At 60.3% G+C, this 18,950-nt stretch carries 15 protein-coding genes and 1 pseudogene; 11 read left to right on the forward strand and 5 right to left on the reverse strand.

Annotated features, from left to right (window positions below):
- Positions 1 to 33: 33 nt before the first annotated feature.
- Positions 34 to 666, reverse strand: a complete 633-nt coding sequence (locus AC1EJ1_RS02100; protein ID WP_058237233.1) for a hypothetical protein — start codon at positions 664 to 666, stop codon at positions 34 to 36.
- 243 nt (positions 667 to 909) lie between these two features.
- Here AC1EJ1_RS02100 and AC1EJ1_RS02105 point away from each other — a divergent pair, with 243 nt between their 5' ends.
- On the forward strand, positions 910 to 2,040 hold the full coding sequence (locus tag AC1EJ1_RS02105; RefSeq protein WP_350309955.1) for a hypothetical protein: 1,131 nt from the start codon (positions 910 to 912) through the stop codon (positions 2,038 to 2,040).
- A 59-nt stretch (positions 2,041 to 2,099) separates the two neighbouring features.
- Here AC1EJ1_RS02105 and AC1EJ1_RS02110 read toward each other — a convergent pair whose 3' ends face one another.
- The 3 genes and pseudogenes from AC1EJ1_RS02110 to AC1EJ1_RS02120 all read right to left on the reverse strand — a co-directional run bounded on the left by AC1EJ1_RS02110 (position 2,100) and on the right by AC1EJ1_RS02120 (position 5,791).
- A complete protein-coding gene (locus AC1EJ1_RS02110; RefSeq protein WP_227469095.1) occupies positions 2,100 to 3,263 on the reverse strand; it encodes an alpha/beta hydrolase in 1,164 nt (387 codons plus the stop codon).
- Between the two features lie 4 nt (positions 3,264 to 3,267).
- A pseudogene (gene metX / locus AC1EJ1_RS02115) lies at positions 3,268 to 4,417 on the reverse strand (homoserine O-acetyltransferase MetX).
- Positions 4,418 to 4,420: 3 nt separating this feature from the next.
- Positions 4,421 to 5,791, reverse strand: coding sequence for an O-acetylhomoserine aminocarboxypropyltransferase/cysteine synthase family protein (locus tag AC1EJ1_RS02120; protein ID WP_070725321.1), 1,371 nt, complete (start codon positions 5,789 to 5,791; stop codon positions 4,421 to 4,423).
- Between the two features lie 515 nt (positions 5,792 to 6,306).
- On the opposite strand from AC1EJ1_RS02120, the gene AC1EJ1_RS02125 reads away from it, so the two are divergent.
- Positions 6,307 to 7,683, forward strand: coding sequence for a C40 family peptidase (locus AC1EJ1_RS02125; RefSeq protein ID WP_227469098.1), 1,377 nt, complete (start codon positions 6,307 to 6,309; stop codon positions 7,681 to 7,683).
- Positions 7,684 to 7,704: 21 nt separating this feature from the next.
- Here the strand turns inward: AC1EJ1_RS02125 and AC1EJ1_RS02130 are convergent, their stop codons facing one another.
- The gene (locus AC1EJ1_RS02130; protein WP_058237230.1) at positions 7,705 to 8,211 is read right to left on the reverse strand and encodes an inorganic diphosphatase; all 507 of its coding nucleotides are present in this window, start codon (positions 8,209 to 8,211) and stop codon (positions 7,705 to 7,707) included.
- Positions 8,212 to 8,384: 173 nt separating this feature from the next.
- Between AC1EJ1_RS02130 and dacB the strand changes: the two genes are divergently transcribed.
- The 9 genes from dacB (at position 8,385) to AC1EJ1_RS02175 (ending at position 18,875) form a co-directional block, all read left to right on the forward strand.
- A complete protein-coding gene (gene dacB, locus AC1EJ1_RS02135; protein WP_480295270.1) occupies positions 8,385 to 9,818 on the forward strand; it encodes a D-alanyl-D-alanine carboxypeptidase/D-alanyl-D-alanine endopeptidase in 1,434 nt (477 codons plus the stop codon).
- Positions 9,819 to 9,911: 93 nt separating this feature from the next.
- Complete coding sequence (locus AC1EJ1_RS02140; RefSeq protein WP_480295271.1) at positions 9,912 to 10,799, forward strand: zinc-dependent metalloprotease; 888 nt, start codon at positions 9,912 to 9,914, stop codon at positions 10,797 to 10,799.
- A 52-nt stretch (positions 10,800 to 10,851) separates the two neighbouring features.
- Positions 10,852 to 12,033, forward strand: a complete 1,182-nt coding sequence (gene tilS / locus AC1EJ1_RS02145) for a tRNA lysidine(34) synthetase TilS (RefSeq protein ID WP_480295272.1) — start codon at positions 10,852 to 10,854, stop codon at positions 12,031 to 12,033.
- A gap of 135 nt (positions 12,034 to 12,168) precedes the next feature.
- Positions 12,169 to 12,735 carry a hypoxanthine phosphoribosyltransferase gene (gene hpt, locus AC1EJ1_RS02150; protein ID WP_058237226.1) on the forward strand — a complete coding sequence of 189 codons (567 nt, stop codon included), beginning with the start codon at positions 12,169 to 12,171 and terminating at the stop codon, positions 12,733 to 12,735.
- A 54-nt stretch (positions 12,736 to 12,789) separates the two neighbouring features.
- Complete coding sequence (gene ftsH, locus AC1EJ1_RS02155; RefSeq protein WP_285014806.1) at positions 12,790 to 14,895, forward strand: ATP-dependent zinc metalloprotease FtsH; 2,106 nt, start codon at positions 12,790 to 12,792, stop codon at positions 14,893 to 14,895.
- On the forward strand, positions 14,892 to 15,461 hold the full coding sequence (gene folE, locus AC1EJ1_RS02160; RefSeq protein ID WP_058237224.1) for a GTP cyclohydrolase I FolE: 570 nt from the start codon (positions 14,892 to 14,894) through the stop codon (positions 15,459 to 15,461). The genes ftsH and folE overlap by 4 nt, the downstream gene beginning before the upstream one ends.
- Positions 15,458 to 16,282 carry a dihydropteroate synthase gene (folP, locus tag AC1EJ1_RS02165; protein ID WP_285014805.1) on the forward strand — a complete coding sequence of 275 codons (825 nt, stop codon included), beginning with the start codon at positions 15,458 to 15,460 and terminating at the stop codon, positions 16,280 to 16,282. Before folE ends, folP begins: the two co-directional genes overlap by 4 nt.
- A gap of 8 nt (positions 16,283 to 16,290) precedes the next feature.
- A complete protein-coding gene (gene folB, locus AC1EJ1_RS02170; protein ID WP_285014803.1) occupies positions 16,291 to 18,390 on the forward strand; it encodes a dihydroneopterin aldolase in 2,100 nt (699 codons plus the stop codon).
- A complete protein-coding gene (locus AC1EJ1_RS02175) occupies positions 18,387 to 18,875 on the forward strand; it encodes a DUF3180 domain-containing protein (RefSeq protein WP_285014802.1) in 489 nt (162 codons plus the stop codon). Before folB ends, AC1EJ1_RS02175 begins: the two co-directional genes overlap by 4 nt.
- Positions 18,876 to 18,950 lie beyond the last annotated feature (75 nt).

The raw sequence follows: 18,950 nt of genomic DNA on the forward strand, positions 1-18,950 counted from the left end.
ATCGTCTCCTTGAAAAATAGACAAAGGGGATTCTTACCCCGAAGGAGATCGTAATACGAGCGTGATGATGTCTGAGGTAACGTGCCCGACGATCCGCTCAGTTTCGTCTGCTTTCATGATGATCGATACCGATTGGGTGGGCGAATCGGCCAGTGGCCCCGAATCATGGTCGGAAATCGAGGCGATACGGATACCATCAGCAAGCAGGGTCGCCGGGCATTTTCGCTGTTCATCGGCGCAGAATGAGTCAGATGCCCACAGCTGCACCGTGTCTCCAGCCGACACTCGAGTCAGCTGATCGACAGGCAGCTCGATCGTGACTTGAGCCTCGTCATCTGCCAGAGCGCGAGAATCCGCAGATCCTGCCACATTCGATTCAGTCAGCACCGTCCCCGCCTCGATGTCGGCACCCACCCATCGAGGCGGGATATCCGCGTCAGCGCTCAGCGCATCTGCTGGCACCGCAGCCGGTGGCACTGCGACTGTGTGAACTGCGGAACTGCTCGCCATTCCAGATGTCAGACGGGCTGACGTGACGAGGACGTCAACCCCTGGGGGAGGCGGACGCAGATACATCAGTGTTCCGCACAAGGCCAGACACATACTCACAGCCACTGTGATACGGACGGCCCAGTTCCATCGTCGGATTCGTGTCAGATCATCCATACGATCACCTCATCATGGGTGTGCACTCGCCCAAAGCGCAGTGGCTCCACTTGTGGATCGCGCGAGATTCACGTCGACAGTGTGGATAACACAGTTTCGACCCACTCCTGTGGATGCCGCCGCATTGTCAGGGCCACTGCGGCCGTTCTGTTGATCGAGGCAGATCACTGTACGATTGCCGTAGACTGACATAAGAAACACTGCGGCGAGCGGAACGCAGCAGAGGACCGGGGGTGGCATTGAATGGCACTGTTTGAGGTCGAAAACGGGCGCCTGGTGGCAGCACAGTTCGGCCATCCTGTTCAGGGGCCAATAGGCGAGGATGTGCTGGACTCGGTGCGCAACCAGGTATTGGAGATTGTCTCGCGCCCACTGTTTCCGATTACATGGCGAGACACCTCCCACCATCCTGACGCGGCCGGCACCCCTCGCCTGACTGCGCTGGACGCAACCGGCCAAGTGGTGTGCGTGGAAGTTACTTCACATCTGGATTCAGATCTGCTGATCGCCTCCCTTTCGCGACTGTCAGACTCGGCAGCATTGTCGTGGACTGACCTGGCACGCGAATATGCAGGCGGGGTGGAAGCATTCCGGACCGGATGGCTACGGTTCCGCGATTCCATGCCACCCACCATTTCAGCTGGCCCACGCCTCATCCTGGTGGTCGGATCCATCGACGACCAGGTGCGGCCCGCCCTGGATGTGCTCGCCTCCTCAGGTGTGGAAGTGCACGAACTGTCGATGCGGGCCCTGTCATCTGGCCGCATTTTCCTGGACGTTCAGACAGTGGGGCCACGCTTGTACGGGCACGTCCCGCATGTCCTCGTGTCGGATGCTCAGTCGCAGGCCACGATCGGCCCGGCCCCCTCGGCAGACAATGGGCTGTACGCGCGCGGCGAGACTTCGTGGGACCCATCAGAGGGGGACGAGGATTACCTGCGTGCTGATTTTGATGACGCCACTGCTCAGGAGGATCCCGAAACCGGCGCGATCAGCATTATCGCCCCGCATCTGCCGTCTCGATCCGAGCGACGTCATGCCAGGCACGCGCAGCAACGCCACGACGACACTTCAGAAGCGGTATCCGTGAGCGCAGACGATGAAGCGCTCGAACTCGTTGCGCACATGGTGGGCGAACAGATCGCACTGGTTCTGGATACTGAGCTGGCTACAGATACGCAGGTCAGCGAGGAGCGTGCCCACCTGACCGAACAGGGCGTGATCGTCGTGGCTGAAGCGGAGTTCTCCGACCCGACAGATGCGTTGGCAAGTTTGGGTCTGAGCGGAATTGACGGGTGGCACGCCTGGCATATCGACAACGCTGAAGGTCCGACGCTGGCAGAAGCGCTCGCAGAAATTCGCGCCGTTCGCTGAATGCCGCTCGAACGAGGGAACGCCTGACGTGTGCCCGACAGTGCTGCCGCAGTTCACTGCTACAGTGCGTGAGCCATGAACTCCAGCCAGGAATCCATCGTGTACCAGACGCGTTGACGAACATCAGGATCCGACAACACCAGGTCATGGCGCCCGTCAAAGCGCGCGATTGTCACCAAAGAACCCAGGTGGGCTGACCGCGTAGCCAACACATCGGCATCGAGCACCGTGTCAGAACGGAAAACTTCCGGGCTCCACTTCTCGTCAAAATAACTGTGCGTGGACATCATCGACAGAATCGGGCAGTCAATCGAGACAGAATGCTCGATCTTCTCGTGCCCCACCAGGATGGCATCGAGCCACTGAGCGTACACCGGGTAGCCTTCTGGGCGCTTCCATTCATGCAGGTAGTCCCACCCTGTGAAAGCAGGGTCGTCGTCAGGAAAATCACGCAGCTCTTCTGGCAGGTCGAAACCCGAAGTCGACCAGCCCTCCATGAGGGAACGGCCATAATGATCCGGCCCTGTTGATGCAGGAATTTCCCACAGGGGAGTGCGGGCAGCGATGCGGCCAAGGACGGGTTGGACAGCCGAACGCACCGCTGCAAGCGTCTGCATCTCCAGCCACGGCGAATTCAGAACCAGTCCATCGAGCGCTCCGGGGTGACGCCACGCCCATAAGGTTGCGATCAGGCCGCCCGTCGAATGTCCCATCACGATCAGCGGGCCGTCAGAGCATTCGCCGCGGATAATGTCGAGCGCCTCACCCATGTCCTCGTCATAGTCGTCAATATCGCTGATGAAGCCAATTGTTTGCCACGGGCGCAGTGATCTGCCGTACTTGCGTAGGTCCAGTGCGTAGAAGCGCCCGCCCAGCGCCGAAATATGGCGTGCGAGGTGCCGCTGGAAGAAATAGTCATTTCGGCCATGCAGGTACAGGACAGTCACGGGGTTCTCGAGGCGGATAATCGGCCGGTCGACTAAACGCAGGTCATCTGCGTTCGGGTCGTTTTCTGGATCGTGACGCACCAACGTTGCCACAACCGGGCCTTCATCGTCGGGCAGAAGATCGATGGTTCGTGACACAAATCCTTCGCCCAGCACGTCAGTGCGCCACTGGCCCGATGGCGGTGGCCCGTCTGTGCCCCACGGTGCCAGGGGATCCCGAACTACGGGTTCGTCCTGTTCAGTCAGTTCATCGCGATCGTTCAAATGCTCACTCACACTCCTACTGTATCGACTGGACCCATCGGTTTGATGCAGAGCCAGGCTCGTATTCCTCATGCCCGCCGCGATACCGATCAATGAACTCTCGGATCAGTCGTGCCACCTGATCACGTTCAATCAGGAAACCGTCATGACCGTGGTCGGAGTGCACCTCTCGATAGAACGCGCCGCGCACGTTGTCCGCAATGTTCCACAACTCATTGGGATGGAACAGACGATCCGAATCAACGGCAATCACCAGCGTGCGGGCCGTCACTGAACGCAGCGCGTGCGCAATGCCGCCACGATCCCGCCCCACGTCATGCGTCAACATGGCGTGGCATAGCGCGACGTAGGAGCCTGCATCGAAACGGTTGGCCAGCTTGACACCGTGATGATCCAGGTATGACTGGATAGCCAGCCGGCCCCCCCTCGAGCACATCTTCTTCATGCTGCGGGAACCTGCCGAAGCGTTCCTGCAGCTCCGGCGCACTGCGATACGTTGTGTGCGCAATCTGCCGGGCCAGCCCCAGTCCCTGCGCGGGAGGCGGCCCACCGTAATAGTCGCCTCCCTTCCACAGGGGATCGAGGCGGATTGCGCCCAGCTGACTGTGAATCCATGCCGCCTGATCAGCAGTTGTCTGCGCACCCGAGGCAACGACGATAAGGCGTTCGACGCGTTGCGGGTAGGTGATGGCCCACTCCAGCGCTCGGTGACCTCCCATCGACGCGCCGATCACGAGTGACCAGCGATCAATTCCCAGTGCGTCAGCCAGCCGCGCTTCGGCATGGACCTGGTCGCGAGTGGAGATGAGAGGAAAACGCGACCCCCACGGTGTGCCGTCGGGAGCAGGGGAGGAGGGGCCGGTGGACCCCTGGCAGCCTCCGAGGATATTTGCAGCGACCACGAAGTGCTCGCGCGTGTCAATAGGAGATCCTTCCCCGACGATGCCCTCCCACCATCCTGGTGTCGGATCGTGGGATGAGGATGTCACGTGAGAATCACCGGTCAGTGCATGCAGGACCAGCACGGCGTTGGAGCGCTCCGCATTCAGGGTGCCCCACGTTTCGTATGCCAGATGTGCCTGTGGCAGTGCGTCTCCGTTTTCAAGACGCAGCGGCCCAATATCGCACAGGTGCCGCCCGCCAGGGCATGTCGGTTTGGATCTCATGTGTCACTCCTGTGTCTTTCGTGCACTCGACTCCTCGCCGCTCACCGCGTCAGCAGCTGCGAAACCTCGCTCCAGATCAGCGATGATGTCGTCGACGTTTTCAATGCCGACGGACAGGCGAATCGTGCCGCCCTCGATTCCTGACTTGCGCAGCTCCTCTTCCGTGAGTTGCGAGTGCGTGGTCGAGGCTGGGTGAATCACCAGAGTCTTTGCGTCGCCGATGTTGGCGACGGTGGGAATCAATTCGAGTGACTCAGCGAAGGTGCGCCCCGCATCGGCGCCACCTTTGATGACGAAGGAGAGCAAGCCACCGGCACCCCTCGGCGCATACTTGAGCTGCAACTGGTGGTAGGGCGAAGCGTCGAGGCCTGCGTAGTTGACCGATTCCACGTCTGCGTGTGCCTCCAGGTATCGGGCAATCGTCAGCGCGTTGTCGACGTGGCGTTCAACTCGCAGTGACAGTGTCTGGATGCCCTGCTCAATCAGGAACGTGTTGAGCGGGGAGAGCGTGAAACCGAAGTCACGCAGTCCGACGGTGCGGGCTCGAAGAATGAAGGACAGGTTCACGCCGAACTGCCCGTCTTTTCCGAGATCGCGCGCAAAGACTATGCCGTTGTAGCTGGCGTCGGGTTCATTGAAGTCGGGGTAGCGGGCAGGGTCTGATCCGAAGTCGAAGGTGCCGCCATCGACGATGACGCCTGCCACTGAGGTGCCGTGCCCACTGAAGTACTTCGTGGCCGAATGGATCACGATGTCGGCGCCCCATTCCAGTGGTCGCACGAGGTAAGGCGTGGCCACCGTGTTGTCCACAATCAGCGGAACTCCGACTCGGTGCGCTGCCTGCGCGACTGGCTCGATATCGAGGATGTCGCCCTTGGGGTTCGGGATCGTCTCGCCGTAAAATGCGACCGTCCTGTCATCGGCAAGTGCTTCCCACTGAGCCGGATCTGCGGGATCATCCACCCAGCGTGTTTCAATTCCCAAACGTCCCAGTGAGTTCTTCAGCAGGATGATCGATCCGCCGTACAGCGAGGGTGACGCCACGACGTTATTGCCTGCCTGAGCGATGTTGAGAATAGCCAGAGCTGCAGCTGATTGGCCCGAGGACACCAACAGTGCTCCCACGCCGCCTTCGAGCGAGGCGATACGGGCTTCGACGGCGTCGTTGGTGGGGTTCGTCAGACGGGAATAAATGGGGCCGAGTTCGCGCAGCGCAAAGCGGTTCGCTGCCTGTTCGGGTGTCTCGAAGGCGAAAGATGAGCTGTGAACAATGGGGAGGCTGGTTGCGCCCGTTTGAGGATCGCGATCCCATCCGGCGTGAATCTGGCGGGTTTCAAAAGCCCAGGTGCGTTCGATTTCGGTGCGGTCAGACATGAGTGTGCTCCTTTAATAGTGTCAAGAATCTTTGGGGGCGCGATGAGCTGGACTCACACTTGTGGTGTGGTGAATTGGTGAGCCAGTTGTCGACAAGTCAGTCTTTGACGCAATCAACAGATGTCTGAAACTTGAAAACGAATGGCAGCGTCCAACGTCCCGCGCTAGATGAGGGCGGTGCTGCACAGCTGGTCGTGTGACGAGCGTGCAGTCAGTTGGACATTCGCATTCGTTGGAACATGTCCATCACAGTAAGAGATTCATCGTGATCATGCAAGATGAGGTCAGAGGCGTGTCCACGATGTGGATGGTGGGGTGTGCGAAAGATGAACGAGGGGGATGTGTCTGGTGTGACGAATGTGAAAACTGTGACTGATGTGAATAACGTGAAAAATGGTGAAATTGTTGCCAAAGTGTTCGACGATGGGCTAGCGTAAGTGCTATATGTCGTGCGCGATGTCCACATGGCGTGGGGGAGCGTGCGGGAAAAGTCAGAGTGTCATTAGGTGGATCAGGTGAAAAGACAGGTTTACGGTAAGGTGTTGAGCCACTTTGGCCAGAAGGCTCCGCGTCGCGCATCTGGCCGATACGCACTGACCGCTCTATTCATGTCAGGTTTGCTTGCTGTCAGTGCCGGCGTTGCGATGCCGGCGTCATATGCAGATGACACGCCCTCTCAAGATGACATCAACCAGGCGCGTGCCGAAGCCGATGCCGCCAAGATGTCAGTGGGGCAGATCGAAGTCGAATTGGCCGCGGTCTCTCAGCGCGCTTCAGATGCCATGCGCAATGCGCAGATTGCCGGCGAAGAGCTCAACAAAGCACGCTTGGATCTTGATGCTGCAACTGCTGCGGCAAATAAAGCTCGCGATGATGCGGATAAGGCTCAGGCTGAGTTTGACAAAGGTCGTCAGGAGCTGGCTGCTATAGCGCAGACTGCCTACCGCTCTGAAGGTTCGTCTCTTGATGCCGCTGCAGCATATTTGCAGGCCGACGGATTGCGCTCCGTTGAGTTCAAACAGACGACACTCGATTCATTCGCCAATAATGCCGATACGAAGATGCAACGGGTGGCCGCCCTCGAAAAAGTAGCATCGGTGATGAAGGAATCGGCTGAATCTGCCGAACAGCGTCAGCAAAAGGCGACAAACGAGGTGCAGGAACGCACCGATGCTGCGCAAAATGCTGCCAACTCGGCGTTGGCTTCTCAGCAGGCCACTGAAGCGCGCCGCAGTGAACTTGTGGCTGAGCTGGCACGCAAGGAAAACACCACTGTTGAGCTGATTAATCAGCGTGAAGCCGAACTGGAACGTCGTCGCGTGGAAGCAGCGCGCAAGGCGGCCGAAGAAGAATCAGCTCGCCTGGCGGCTTTGGCTGCGCGCCAGGAAGAAGAAGCGGCTACTCAGGGTCGACAGGAAGAGACGTATACTCCGCCTTCGCGTGAGACGCGCCCAACGCCAACTCCTACGCCGACCCCAGCGCCGACTCCTGATCCGGCACCCGCACCGTCCTACGGCGGCAGCGGCGGAGCGCAGACAGCGGTCAACGCTGCGTATAGCTTCCTGGGCGTCCCCTACGTATGGGCTGGCGAATCATACGCCGGTGTGGACTGCTCCGGCCTGGTCATGCTGGCGTGGAGGCAGGCGGGCGTGTACCTGCCACACTACTCTGCCTCACAGTATGGATATGGCACCCGTATTCCGCTGAGCCAGCGTCAACCGGGCGATTTGCTCTTCTGGTCCAGCGACGGTTCCCAAAGCGGTATTTACCACGTGGCGATCGCCCTTGGCGGCGACCAGATGATCGAAGCGCCGTATCCTGGCACCACGGTGCGCGTCACCAGCATCTATGGCTGGAGCGGTTCCCTGATGCCGTACGTCGTTCGCCTCTGAAACTGCTTGGTGAGCTAGTCGCTACTCGTGCGCGTGCTCGCCAGCTTCGGCTTGTCTGGCTCGCGCGTAGGAGCGACGGATTTCCTCCTCGGCGTCTTCACGGCCCACCCAGTGTGCGCCCTCGACCGACTTGCCGGGTTCGAGGTCCTTGTACACCTCGAAGAAGTGCTGAATTTCAAGACGATGGTATTCCGACACGTCTTCAATTTCTGTGCGCCACGACGCGCGTTGATCGGAAGCTGGAACACACAGAACCTTATCGTCGCCGCCTTTCTCGTCGCGCATGCGGAACATGCCCAAAGCGCGGCAGCGGATCACGCATCCCGGGAATGTGGGCTCTTCGAGCAACACCAATGCGTCCAGAGGGTCGCCGTCCTCGCCGAGCGTGTCATCAATGAAACCGTAATCATCGGGATAGCGGGTCGACGTGAACAGCATGCGATCCAGACGAATACGACCGGTCTCGTGATCAATCTCGTATTTATTACGATTGCCCTTCGGGATCTCAATCGTCACGTCGAATTCCATCAATTTGTGTTCCTCCTGAGTGGCCGTATCTGTCTCATCCGCCATTGTCCACTACTGTGGAGCCGTGGGTCGAGACCGACTCACCCAAGGCGAAGGAGACGCGCGTGCAACGTCGAACTATAGGTGCGATTGTATGCGCTTCACTATGCACTTTAGCGTGTGGGGCGTACGCAGTGGGCGATGTCTACGATGTCGTGCCGGGCCTCCTGACGATCTCCGCGCCAGTTCAGGCCGTCGCGCCACCAGATCTGGCATCCCAGTCGGGGCTGAACATTCCCGATGCCACCGGCCAGTCTGATGGCCAGTCATCGACTCTGAACATCACCGATTCTGCCTCAGCTCCCGCTCCCACCGCCGCGCAGATCCAGACCTTGTGGTCACCAGTTGCGCAGGCCGCGCAGGAGGGCAAATGGAAAGCGTGGGCAGTGGTGATGGATGCGCTGACAGGGGAGGTGCTGCTCGACGCTGACGGCACGGGCGTGCACGTGCCAGCCTCGACAACAAAAATCCTCACCGCAACGACAATCCTGACGCACATCGATGCGAACACCCGCCTGCGCACCGAAACCTTCCTGACCGACACAACACTGCACTTGTGGGGCGAGGGCGACCTGCTGCTGTCTTCTGACGAGGGCGACCCGACCGCTATCGATGGCCACGCAGGGCTGGCTGACCTGGCTCGCCGGACAGCAGACGGCCTGAAGGAACGCGGCGTCACCTCGGTGACCTTGAACTGGAACAACGACATTTTCGACGGCCCGGCACGCCTGAGTGCGTGGACAACGCAGGAAGTGGCTTCCTACGAAGGTCAGGTCGGTGCATTCGCGATCGACCGCGGCTCCTACGGCTATGCGCGATTTGATCCCACCTTCGATCCTGGACGGGACGTTGCCACCACGTTCGCCGAGCACCTACGCGACGAAGGAATTACCGTCGAACTCGGATCTGACGGTGATTCCACACCGCCACCAACCGTCAGCCCATCCGACACCGCGTCGTCGGGAACCACTACAGCAGATGCACCCGCTCAGGCAAGCAAGTCCGATGAACTGGCAGTCGTGTATTCGGCGACGCTCGGGCAGCAGATTCGCACGATGCTGCACGACTCTGACAACACGCTGGCCGACCAACTGTGCAGAATCGCAGCGCGCCGGGCTGGATATGACGCGAGCTATACAGGGTCAACGCAGATGGTGTCCGATACGATCGCCACGATGGGAATCGACACAACCGGCCTGTCCCTTGAGGACTGCTCCGGCCTGTCGAGCAACGACCGCTTGACGGGGCACATTTTGGTCGACACGCTCCACGCGAGTATGACCTCCGAAAACTCTCAGGTGCGTGACGTCATTCGATTCCTACCGTGGGGAGGACTGGAAGGAACTGTTCGGGCACGCTTCCCCGACACCCCGGCAGGCGGGAACCTGCAGGCCAAAACGGGATCCCTGTCCACTGTTGCCACGCTGGCAGGAGCGGTCAGCACTGCTGATGGTCGTCAGCTTCTGTTCGCCATCGGGCACGACAATGTTCCAAACGATGGTGCGTACTCCACTCGACCGATTCTGGACGACTTCGTAGCCGGCCTGGCCGCTCTTCGAGCTCAGTGATTCTGACGCCTCGCCTCGTCGGAAAATTGCATGCAGCCGGCACACATGCCGCACCTTTTAGCCAGCGCGCCGCTAGGTCGGTAGGATGACACCATGAATCGGACAGCACAATGGCACCGCTTGGGGCGCCTCATGTCCAGCGCGACCCTGGCCGGCCCGACCGTCAGCCATTCAGCTGCAGCGGCAACAGTAGGCAGACTACGCAGAGCAATTTCACGCACCAACCCCCTGCTTGCTGGCTTATCCAGCCTTCCCGAAGCTGCCGAGCACGTGGCCTCAGCGCCCGTGCTGATCGTGGATCGCCGCGCCGCCGTCCAAATCATTTCCCAGATCACTGACCAGTTTATTACCGCCGGACTGGACCTGACTGACCAGGCCCCCTCATCGCGATCCTTCCTTGCATCGCCTCTGACTACCCTGAGCGAAATCGGCGTGCTCCGCACCGTTGCGCCGCACGTGAAAGGAATTTGGGACCCATTCGGACAGCGACGCATCTTCATCGCACCCTCCGTTCTTGAAGCCGCCCAGCGCGGCACACTCGACCACAAGGATTTCAGCTCATGGGTAGCGATCCGTGCCGGACTGTGGGGCATCCTCTTCTCATCCGCACCCTGGCTGCGTGACGAGCTGTCAATCACTGCCGCGAAGTTCCCCTCGTCCACAGCGCAGCTGGCCCGATTGGTCATGATGATGGACGGGATCGTGCGCGCGCAGATGGAACAGATTTCTCCGCGCCAGATCTCCTCGGCACGCTGGATCCGCAACAATGCGCCTGAGTCTGCCGGTATGACTGGGTTGATGGAGCTGCGGCGCCTGGGCGCATCTGTGCGTTCCATTGAGGCAGAACGCCAGGGAGCGTTCTCCTTCGCCCGCCACGTCGTCCTCGATGGTCAGGTCGCCACACTGTTGTCTGACCGCTCCCATATGCCCACGCGCGAAGAGCTTGTCTCCTACGAATCGTGGCGCGACCGTGTCGTGTGAGTCCCGCGCCTCACGCCTGGTTGGCTCGACCCCGACAGGTGCCGTCCGGCGATTGTCGCTAGCGACACGCCGCTGCCTGCAGCAGATCATTGACGAGGGCGTCCCGACCGCCGTTGTGGTTGGAGTATCCGGCGGACCAGACTCCCTGGCCTTGTTGGTAGTCGCCACCGATTTGTGCAGACGGTGGAATATCCCGGTAGCGGGTGTCTACGTTGATCACCGCATTCGGCCTGAATCCTCCAACGAGGCTCGCCATGTGTATGACGTGGTGCAGTCTGTGGGCGCACATCCGGCAATTATGGATGCTGACATGGAGGCGTATCGCGAAGGCGGACCAGAGGCTCGTGCACGTTCGGCGCGGCGGGACGCCCTCGTCCGCTATGCGACGCAATGGGCACGAGAAAGCGGCACGACAGCAGCGACGATTCTTCTCGGTCACACAATGGATGACCAGGCCGAGACAGTAATGCTGCGCCTGGCCCGCGGATCGGGTGCGCATTCTTTATCTGCTATGCGCAGGCGTGACCTGATGGAATGTGGTGGGGTAGCGATCACGTGGCTGCGGCCCCTGCTTGATCAGCGTCGCGTTGATACTCACCAGGTGTGTCGGGATCTTAAGCTCGCGTGGGTCGATGATCCGACCAATGCGGTCGATGGGCCGTGGCGTGCATCTGATGGCAGTGCGCTGCGTCGTGCTGCAGTGCGCCAGTGGGCACTGCCTGCTCTGGAACGTGCGCTGGGAGTTGATCCGATTCCGGCGCTTGCACGAAGCGCCGACATGCTCGGAGAAGATGACGCCTATCTCAGCGCACAGGCCGGCGACCTGTTCGATGCGTGTGTGCGCGAAAGCGAGGGAGCTCGAGACGGACGGTCGTCGGAAGCTGAGGGCGTCCGGGGTGCAGAACGCGGGCAGGTAGATGCCTGTGAGCAGTCAGAGGACAATGACAGTGCTCGCGGCAAAGCTTCGCGTGGCCGCGGGCGACACTGGATCGTTGACTGCACCAAGTTGGCAGACCTGGCAGCTCCTATCCGCAGGCGCGTTTTGCACCGACTCCTGGCACAGGTGTCGAACTCACCAGGTTCCGTCTCTTCTGTCCACGTCAGGCAGCTTGACGAGATGGCGCTTAGCGGCGCTCACGGGACCCGTATCGACGTGCCGGGTGGGCACGCGAGGGTGGAGCGGTCCGGACCTCGTCGATCGATGCGACGCCTGATCGTGGAACGTGTCGAGTGAAGGCGAATCGCCAGCGCCGCTGGGTGGTGCAGCAAGTCAGCCGATAGCGAGACTGCCCACGTTGAGTGTCACCTTGAGCGCGAAATGTGGCACTCTTGGACTATTAGTCGTGTAACCGAGAGGAAGACCAGGCGCGTGGACGCTCAAGACATGGGTGAAGACCTCGAGAAGGTTCTCTTAACCGAGCAGCAGATCAGCGACAGGCTCGAGGAAATGGCGGCGCAGATTGACGCCGACTATGAGGGCGAAGAGATCTTGATGGTTGGTGTGCTGCGCGGCGCCATCATGGTGATGGCGGACCTGTCACGCAAGATTCACTGCCCCCTCGAAATGGACTGGATGGCAGTGTCGTCATACGGTTCCGGTACTCGATCATCGGGTGTGGTGCGGATCCTCAAAGACCTCGACACTGATGTTCACGGCCGTCACGTCCTCATCGTTGAAGACATCATCGACTCTGGACTGACACTGTCGTGGCTCAAGGACAACCTGGAGACGCGAGGCGCGGCCTCGGTGAAAATCGCAACCCTTTTGCGCAAGCCGGACGCGGTGAAAGTCGATGTCGATGTGACATATGTGGGATTCGATATTCCCAACGAGTTCGTCGTGGGATACGGACTCGACTTTGCTGAAAGCTACCGCCACCTGCCCTTCGTCGGCACCCTCGCACCTCACGTGTACGGCGGGACCGAACGGCACTGAGGCCGCGCGCGACCATCACGGAACTGACAAGAATATTCGGTAAAGGCAACTGCAGTGGCTGAAAAGAAAAAGAAGAAAATCAACTGGCTGTACGTGATCATCCCCGTGCTCGCGGTCATCATTCTTGCCTCCATGCTCGGAAGACTTTTCGGACCGTCAACTGTTGACACCTCTGAAGGGCTGAAGATCCTTGAAGGCAACACTGTTGAACGCGTCGTGGTCAATGACTCGACCCAGCAGATCAACCTCACGTTGTCCGAGCCGTACACGCACAAGGCAGTGGACGAGATGGACCGCGAGCGCAACCTCGGGACCCAAATCTCCTTTACCTACGTGCGTGCCCAGGCTGATGACATCTTGTCAACGGTGAAGGATCTGGAGCCGACGAAGGGGTGGAACGCGTACTACCCGCAGCCCAGCGCCTGGATGACGATGCTGCAGCTCTTCTTGCCGGTCCTGCTGATTTTCGCTCTGATCTGGTTCTTCGCATCACGCATGATGGGCACACGCATGATGGGCAGTTTCGGCCAGTCCCGCGTGCGCGAAATCAACCAGGAACGCCCTGATATCACATTTGATGATGTGGCCGGTGAAGATGAAGCCGTTGAGGAACTTGAAGAGATCCGTGAGTTCCTGGTCGCACCAGAAAAGTTTCATAAGGTCGGTGCGAAAATTCCGCGTGGCGTCATGCTGTACGGGCCTCCCGGAACAGGTAAGACACTGCTTGCCAAGGCAGTTGCCGGCGAGGCCAACGTGCCGTTCTTCTCCATTGCAGGCTCGGAGTTCATGGAACTGTATGTCGGCATGGGGGCCAAGCGTGTGCGCGACCTGTTTGATAAAGCCAAAGAATCGGCTCCTGCCATCGTTTTCGTCGACGAGATTGATGCAGTTGGGCGTCATCGCGGCTCCGGCATTGGCGGTGGAAACGATGAACGTGAGCAGACGCTGAACCAGCTGCTGGTTGAGCTCGACGGCTTCGATGAACGCACCAACGTCATCTTGATTGCCGCGACGAACCGACCTGACGTCCTCGACCCTGCCTTGCTGCGTCCGGGGCGTTTTGATCGCCAGATCGCAGTGGAGGCACCGGATCTGAAGGGCCGCGCTGCAATTCTGAAGGTTCACTCTCACGGCAAGCCGATGACGGACGATGTGGATCTGCAGCAGATCGCCAAACGCACCCCCGGTTTCACCGGCGCTGACCTGGCGAACGTGCTCAACGAGGCCGCATTGCTGACGGCCCGCTCGAATGCGGACCTCATTGACAATCGCGCGATCGACGAGGCCATTGACCGCGTCATCGCCGGCCCGCAAAAGCGTACCCGAGTGATGAATGATCACGATAAGGCAGTCACTGCCTACCATGAGGGTGGCCACGCGCTGTGCGCGGCGGCACTGCGCTATACGGATCCGGTGACAAAGGTGACGATCCTGCCGCGTGGACGCGCACTGGGCTACACGATGGTGATGCCAACTGAGGACCGTTTCAACAAGACACGCAACCAGCTGCTTGACGACCTCGTGTACTCGATGGGTGGCCGCGTTGCTGAAGAGCTGGTATTCCGTGACCCCTCGACAGGTGCCGCCAACGACATTGAGAAGGCGACGCAGTCCGCGCGTGCGATGGTGACGGATTACGGCATGTCGGATCGTGTCGGCCTGGTCAAACTCGGCCAGTCCAACACGGACCCGTTCGTGGGTCGCGAGATGGGACGAGGTGAAGGACGCGACGTGTCCGAAACACTGGCGGGCATCATTGACGAGGAAGTGCGCCGGCTCCTGGATGACGCGACGCGTGAAGCGTGGCAGATCCTGACGAAGAACCGTCATGTCCTTGACGACCTGGCGCAGCGCCTGCTCGACGAGGAAACCCTCAACGAAAAGGAACTGGCTCAGATCTTCGAACCTGTCATCAAGCAGCCGGAGCGAGAAGTCTGGAACTACCAGGCGGACGCTGCGATCGAAGGTGCCCGTTTTGGTGATCCGATCGGCGTGAACACCGAGGAGCCGCCCACCCAGCAGGCTCCCACCCTCGCCCCTGATACTCACGGCGAGCCTGCCTCGTCAACCCCGACGCCGGGGTCGACCACTGCGGGTGAACCCGTGGCACCACCCTCGACGGGCCCAGCAGCCGGCCCAGAGGCGGGGACGCAGCACTGATGTATGACCAAGCTGGTGTCGAACAGGCAATTCGCGACCTTCTGGTGGCAATTGGGGAGGACCCAGAGCGTGACGGGTTGAAAGACACACCTGCACGCATGGGCCGCTCCTTTAGGGAACTGGTCGGCGGCCTGGCTGAAGATCCGCGTGAGCACTTGCGCACGACCTTCACAACCGGGACGAATGAAATGGTGCTCGTCCGTGACATTGAGTTCTTCTCACTGTGCGAGCACCATCTGCTGCCCTTCCACGGCAAGGCCCACGTCGGCTACATCCCCTCTGACGGCACAGTCACCGGATTGTCGAAGCTGGCACGCCTTGTCGAGGGGTACGCACGCCGGCCCCAGGTGCAGGAACGCCTGACAAGTCAAATTGCCGACGCAATGGTGGAGATCCTGCACCCGCAGGGCGTTACCGTCATCCTCGAGGCCGAACATATGTGTATGACAATGCGCGGAGTTTCCAAGCCGGGCTGCTCCACCGTGACATCAGCGATGCGCGGCGTCATGAACAATGCCGCCACCCGCTCAGAGATGATGGCGCTGGTCATGAGGGGGCGGCCATGACTGAAACCGGGCGCACTCCTTTACTTCCAGATGGGATGACACTTCCGAGCGACCGCACCCTCGTCATGGGGATCCTCAACGTCACGCCCGACTCTTTTTCAGATGGCGGCCAGTGGAACGACACCGACCGTGCTCTCGATCATGCACACGCCATGCTCAACGCCGGTGCAGACCTCATCGACGTGGGGGGAGAATCAACACGGCCGCACTCTCAGCGCATCTCAGCTGACGAAGAATGGGACCGCATCGGCTCGGTCATTACTGCTTTGGCCGCCGAGGGGGTCGTTGTCTCCGTGGATACACTCCACGCCGCAACTGCCAGGCGTGCCGGCGAGGCGGGGGCAGCCATTATCAACGACGTGTCGGGAGGCTGTTTCGACCCGGATATGAATGACGTTGTGGCCAACACCGGCTGCGCGTATATCGTCCAGCACTGGAGAGGCCTGCCGGGTACCACTGGTGAATCATTCGACTACACCAATGTGGTCGAGGACGTTATCGCTGAAACGTGCGCACAGATCGACAAGGCTGTGGCTGCAGGGGTGGCACCCGAGCGAATCATCTTCGATCCAGGTTTAGGATTCTCATTGACGAACGAGCAATCATGGCTCATCGTTGACCATATGGAGCGCTTGAACGAATCCGGCTATCCTGTGCTCATCGGAGCGTCGCGCAAGCGTTTCCTTGCCCACTCACATCCAGACGGGCCGGACGCAGCTACCCTTGAGGTGACGCGTCAGGCGATTGAGGCGAATATGTGGGCGGTGCGCGTGCATCACGTGGACGATCATGCCACGATGGTTCGAAGCACTTGCCGCTAGGAGGAGAGATGGCACGGAAGCTGGACATCATCACCTTACGAGGCTTGAGCGCAGCCGGACGGCACGGAGTATTCGACTCCGAACGCCAATCAGAACAGCCTTTCCACGTTGACATCTCCCTGTGGGTAGACACCACCGAAGCAGCCCACTCCGACGACATCGACCAGACAGTGTCCTACGCGGACATAGCTGAAGAAGCAGTCGCCGTTTTGTCCGGGCCTTCTGTGTCCCTGCTCGAAACACTGGCGCAGCGCGTAGCCGATGCCGCTCTGGCGCATCCGCGCGTCGAAGGCGTGGAAGTGACCGTCCATAAGCCGATGGCACCGCTGGCCCAGCAATTCTCGGATGTCCTTGTCACGATTCGCCGCGGCACGTGCGATGAGGCACCGCTGCATGTCGAAACGTTGCAGCGAGCCGATGAAGCTGAGGATGCTCGCGGCCCCCTCGAAAAATCCAGTCCGACATTGCCGCCCCTGCCACCGGTGCCCGCATCGTTGGTGCAGCGTCCGGTAGCTGACAACACCTCCGCTGTACGTGAGCATCCGGGCGAGGCTAAGACAGCCGGCAGCTCTAACAGGAGAGTGGACTACGCGATAGTGCTGCCACCGCGTCGCACCTCCACCTACCAGCCTCACGGACTGGATGATGCCGCGCAAACTCGTCACGTTGTCCTTGCTTTGGGCGGCAACGAAGGCAATGTGCCCGTCACGCTGGCCGCCGCCGTCGGCAAGCTCATTGACTTGGACGGTTTTGAAGTTGATAACGTGTCGCCGCTGCTGCGTACCCAGGCAGTCATTGACGAGGGGACAGCCCCGCAGCGCGATTACTGGAATGCCGTTGTGCTTGGACGCACGACGCTCGACGCTGAAGAGCTGCTCTTACGGTGCCAGGGCTTCGAAGCCGAGTTGGGCAGAGTGCGCCACGAACACTGGGGGCCGCGCACAGTGGACATCGACATCGTCACCGTGGAAGGCACGACGTGCCATACACCCACGCTGACCCTGCCTCATCCATACGTACATCAGCGCGCGTTTGTCCTTGTTCCCTGGAATATGGCCGATCCGCTTGCAGAACTGGTGGATGCGCACGGCAATGCCACATCCGTTGCTCAACTCGCATTAGCTGCACCGGATCGCAACGGAATACGCGATGCGGTGACAGACTGGTTGGACGATCCAGCCAGCGTCATGGACGAATCGGATCGTGTCCTTGCCTCACAGGTGGATGAACCGCTGTCGAAACTTGATCTGTTGCCACCGGAATCCAAGATCGGGCTGCGTCCCAGCGAATCCGGTACGGATGTCCTGTGGCGCAATCTGTGGAAACAGTGGCAAAGCTCGCCCCTCGACAATTCTGAACGCCATGAACAGGCCGAAGCGCCTGCCCAAGCGTCAAGCGACGTGCCCACCGACGTGTCAGCCGACGCTTTACCAACGCCGCCTGCGCCCAGTGACGCAGCAAGGCGCGAGCAGGACGACGTGCCCGCTGAAGCGCCAGTCGACGAGCCAGCCGACCTGCCGGCCGACCAGCCAATCAACGAGTCAGCCGATGAGCCGCTTGCCGCCGACGAACCAGTGGCCGGGTCGCAGCAGGGCGGATACGAATTGCCGGAGCCACCCGTTGCCTCCACGCGTGAGGATATGTCGGACACATCGGAGATCATGATCCCTTCATCCCTGCTTCGGCACCGCTCTGTACGGTGGGTGCCTGTGCGTTCGGAGCACAACTCAGGCGAGGGGGAGCGCGCCCACACCGACGCTGAATCTGACCCTGATGCCGGCGCCGATGATCCTGTGCCTGAGGGTGATACTCGTGGTAGACGAGGCGCAGCCTCTCGGAGTACGAGCCGACGCGGGAAGGCGCATGTTCCTGCGCTGCCGGACTGGAATTTCCAGTCTTCCTCCCCGGCGCGCATTATCGACGATGCGGACGAGGCACCCGTGCGGCGCCGTTCAATCCTCGATCCACATATCGCTGACCAGTTCCCACATGGGCCACTGCCAGACGATGAGACAACGACCACTTCGGTGGTGCGTGGACGAACAGTGCGACCGACGGTGACGGGGCATATCCCTGTCATCAGGCGCGATGAGGGACAGGCTCAATGAAACCTGTGTCAGTCGCTCACCTCATCGTTATCGCTGTGGTTTCGGCTGTATGTGGTGCGGTGGTCAACTCCCTGCTCATCCAACGTGGGCTCTCACCCCTTCTGGTGTCCTACTTCCTGGCGATCCTGTATCTGCTGATCTCCGCACTACTGGGCTACTACGGTGTGTTGGTGCGTCGGTGGCGCGCACGCAAGAGTGACAGGATCGACGCACTGACCGCTGCTCGCGTGGCCGTCACAGCCCGCTCCTGCGCATATGTGGGGTCAGGTTCTGTGGGTATTTTTGTTGGCATCCTTCTGCCGTGCCTGGCGCGCATCGACGCACCCGCAATGCAGATGTGTGTGACGCGATCACTGGTCGCCGCAGTGGCGGCCTTGGCATTGACTGTGATCGCATTGATTGTTGAACGCTGGTGTGTTGTGGACATGTCAGATGACGACGATTCAAATGCGTCGCAGGCCTCACGGTCAGCAAGCCCCGCGTAGACGCACACCGAGCACTGCAAGCGCCGCGCAGGCACGCTCATGAGTGACGAACCGGCGTGGCACCGGCTTCCCATC

The organism is Pauljensenia sp. C0170B4, assembly GCF_056590235.1.

What these genes read in the sequence shown, in the direction of transcription:
- AC1EJ1_RS02130 (WP_058237230.1), bottom strand. Translation starts at nt 8,211, where the DNA reads ATGGAATTCGACGTGACGATTGAGATCCCGAAGGGCAATCGTAATAAA.
- AC1EJ1_RS02105 (WP_350309955.1), top strand. Translation starts at nt 910, where the DNA reads ATGGCACTGTTTGAGGTCGAAAACGGGCGCCTGGTGGCAGCACAGTTC.
- AC1EJ1_RS02120 (WP_070725321.1), bottom strand. Translation starts at nt 5,791, where the DNA reads ATGTCTGACCGCACCGAAATCGAACGCACCTGGGCTTTTGAAACCCGC.
- AC1EJ1_RS02100 (WP_058237233.1), bottom strand. Translation starts at nt 666, where the DNA reads ATGGATGATCTGACACGAATCCGACGATGGAACTGGGCCGTCCGTATC.
- folP (WP_285014805.1), top strand. Translation starts at nt 15,458, where the DNA reads ATGACTGAAACCGGGCGCACTCCTTTACTTCCAGATGGGATGACACTT.
- AC1EJ1_RS02175 (WP_285014802.1), top strand. Translation starts at nt 18,387, where the DNA reads ATGAAACCTGTGTCAGTCGCTCACCTCATCGTTATCGCTGTGGTTTCG.
- AC1EJ1_RS02140 (WP_480295271.1), top strand. Translation starts at nt 9,912, where the DNA reads ATGAATCGGACAGCACAATGGCACCGCTTGGGGCGCCTCATGTCCAGC.
- folB (WP_285014803.1), top strand. Translation starts at nt 16,291, where the DNA reads ATGGCACGGAAGCTGGACATCATCACCTTACGAGGCTTGAGCGCAGCC.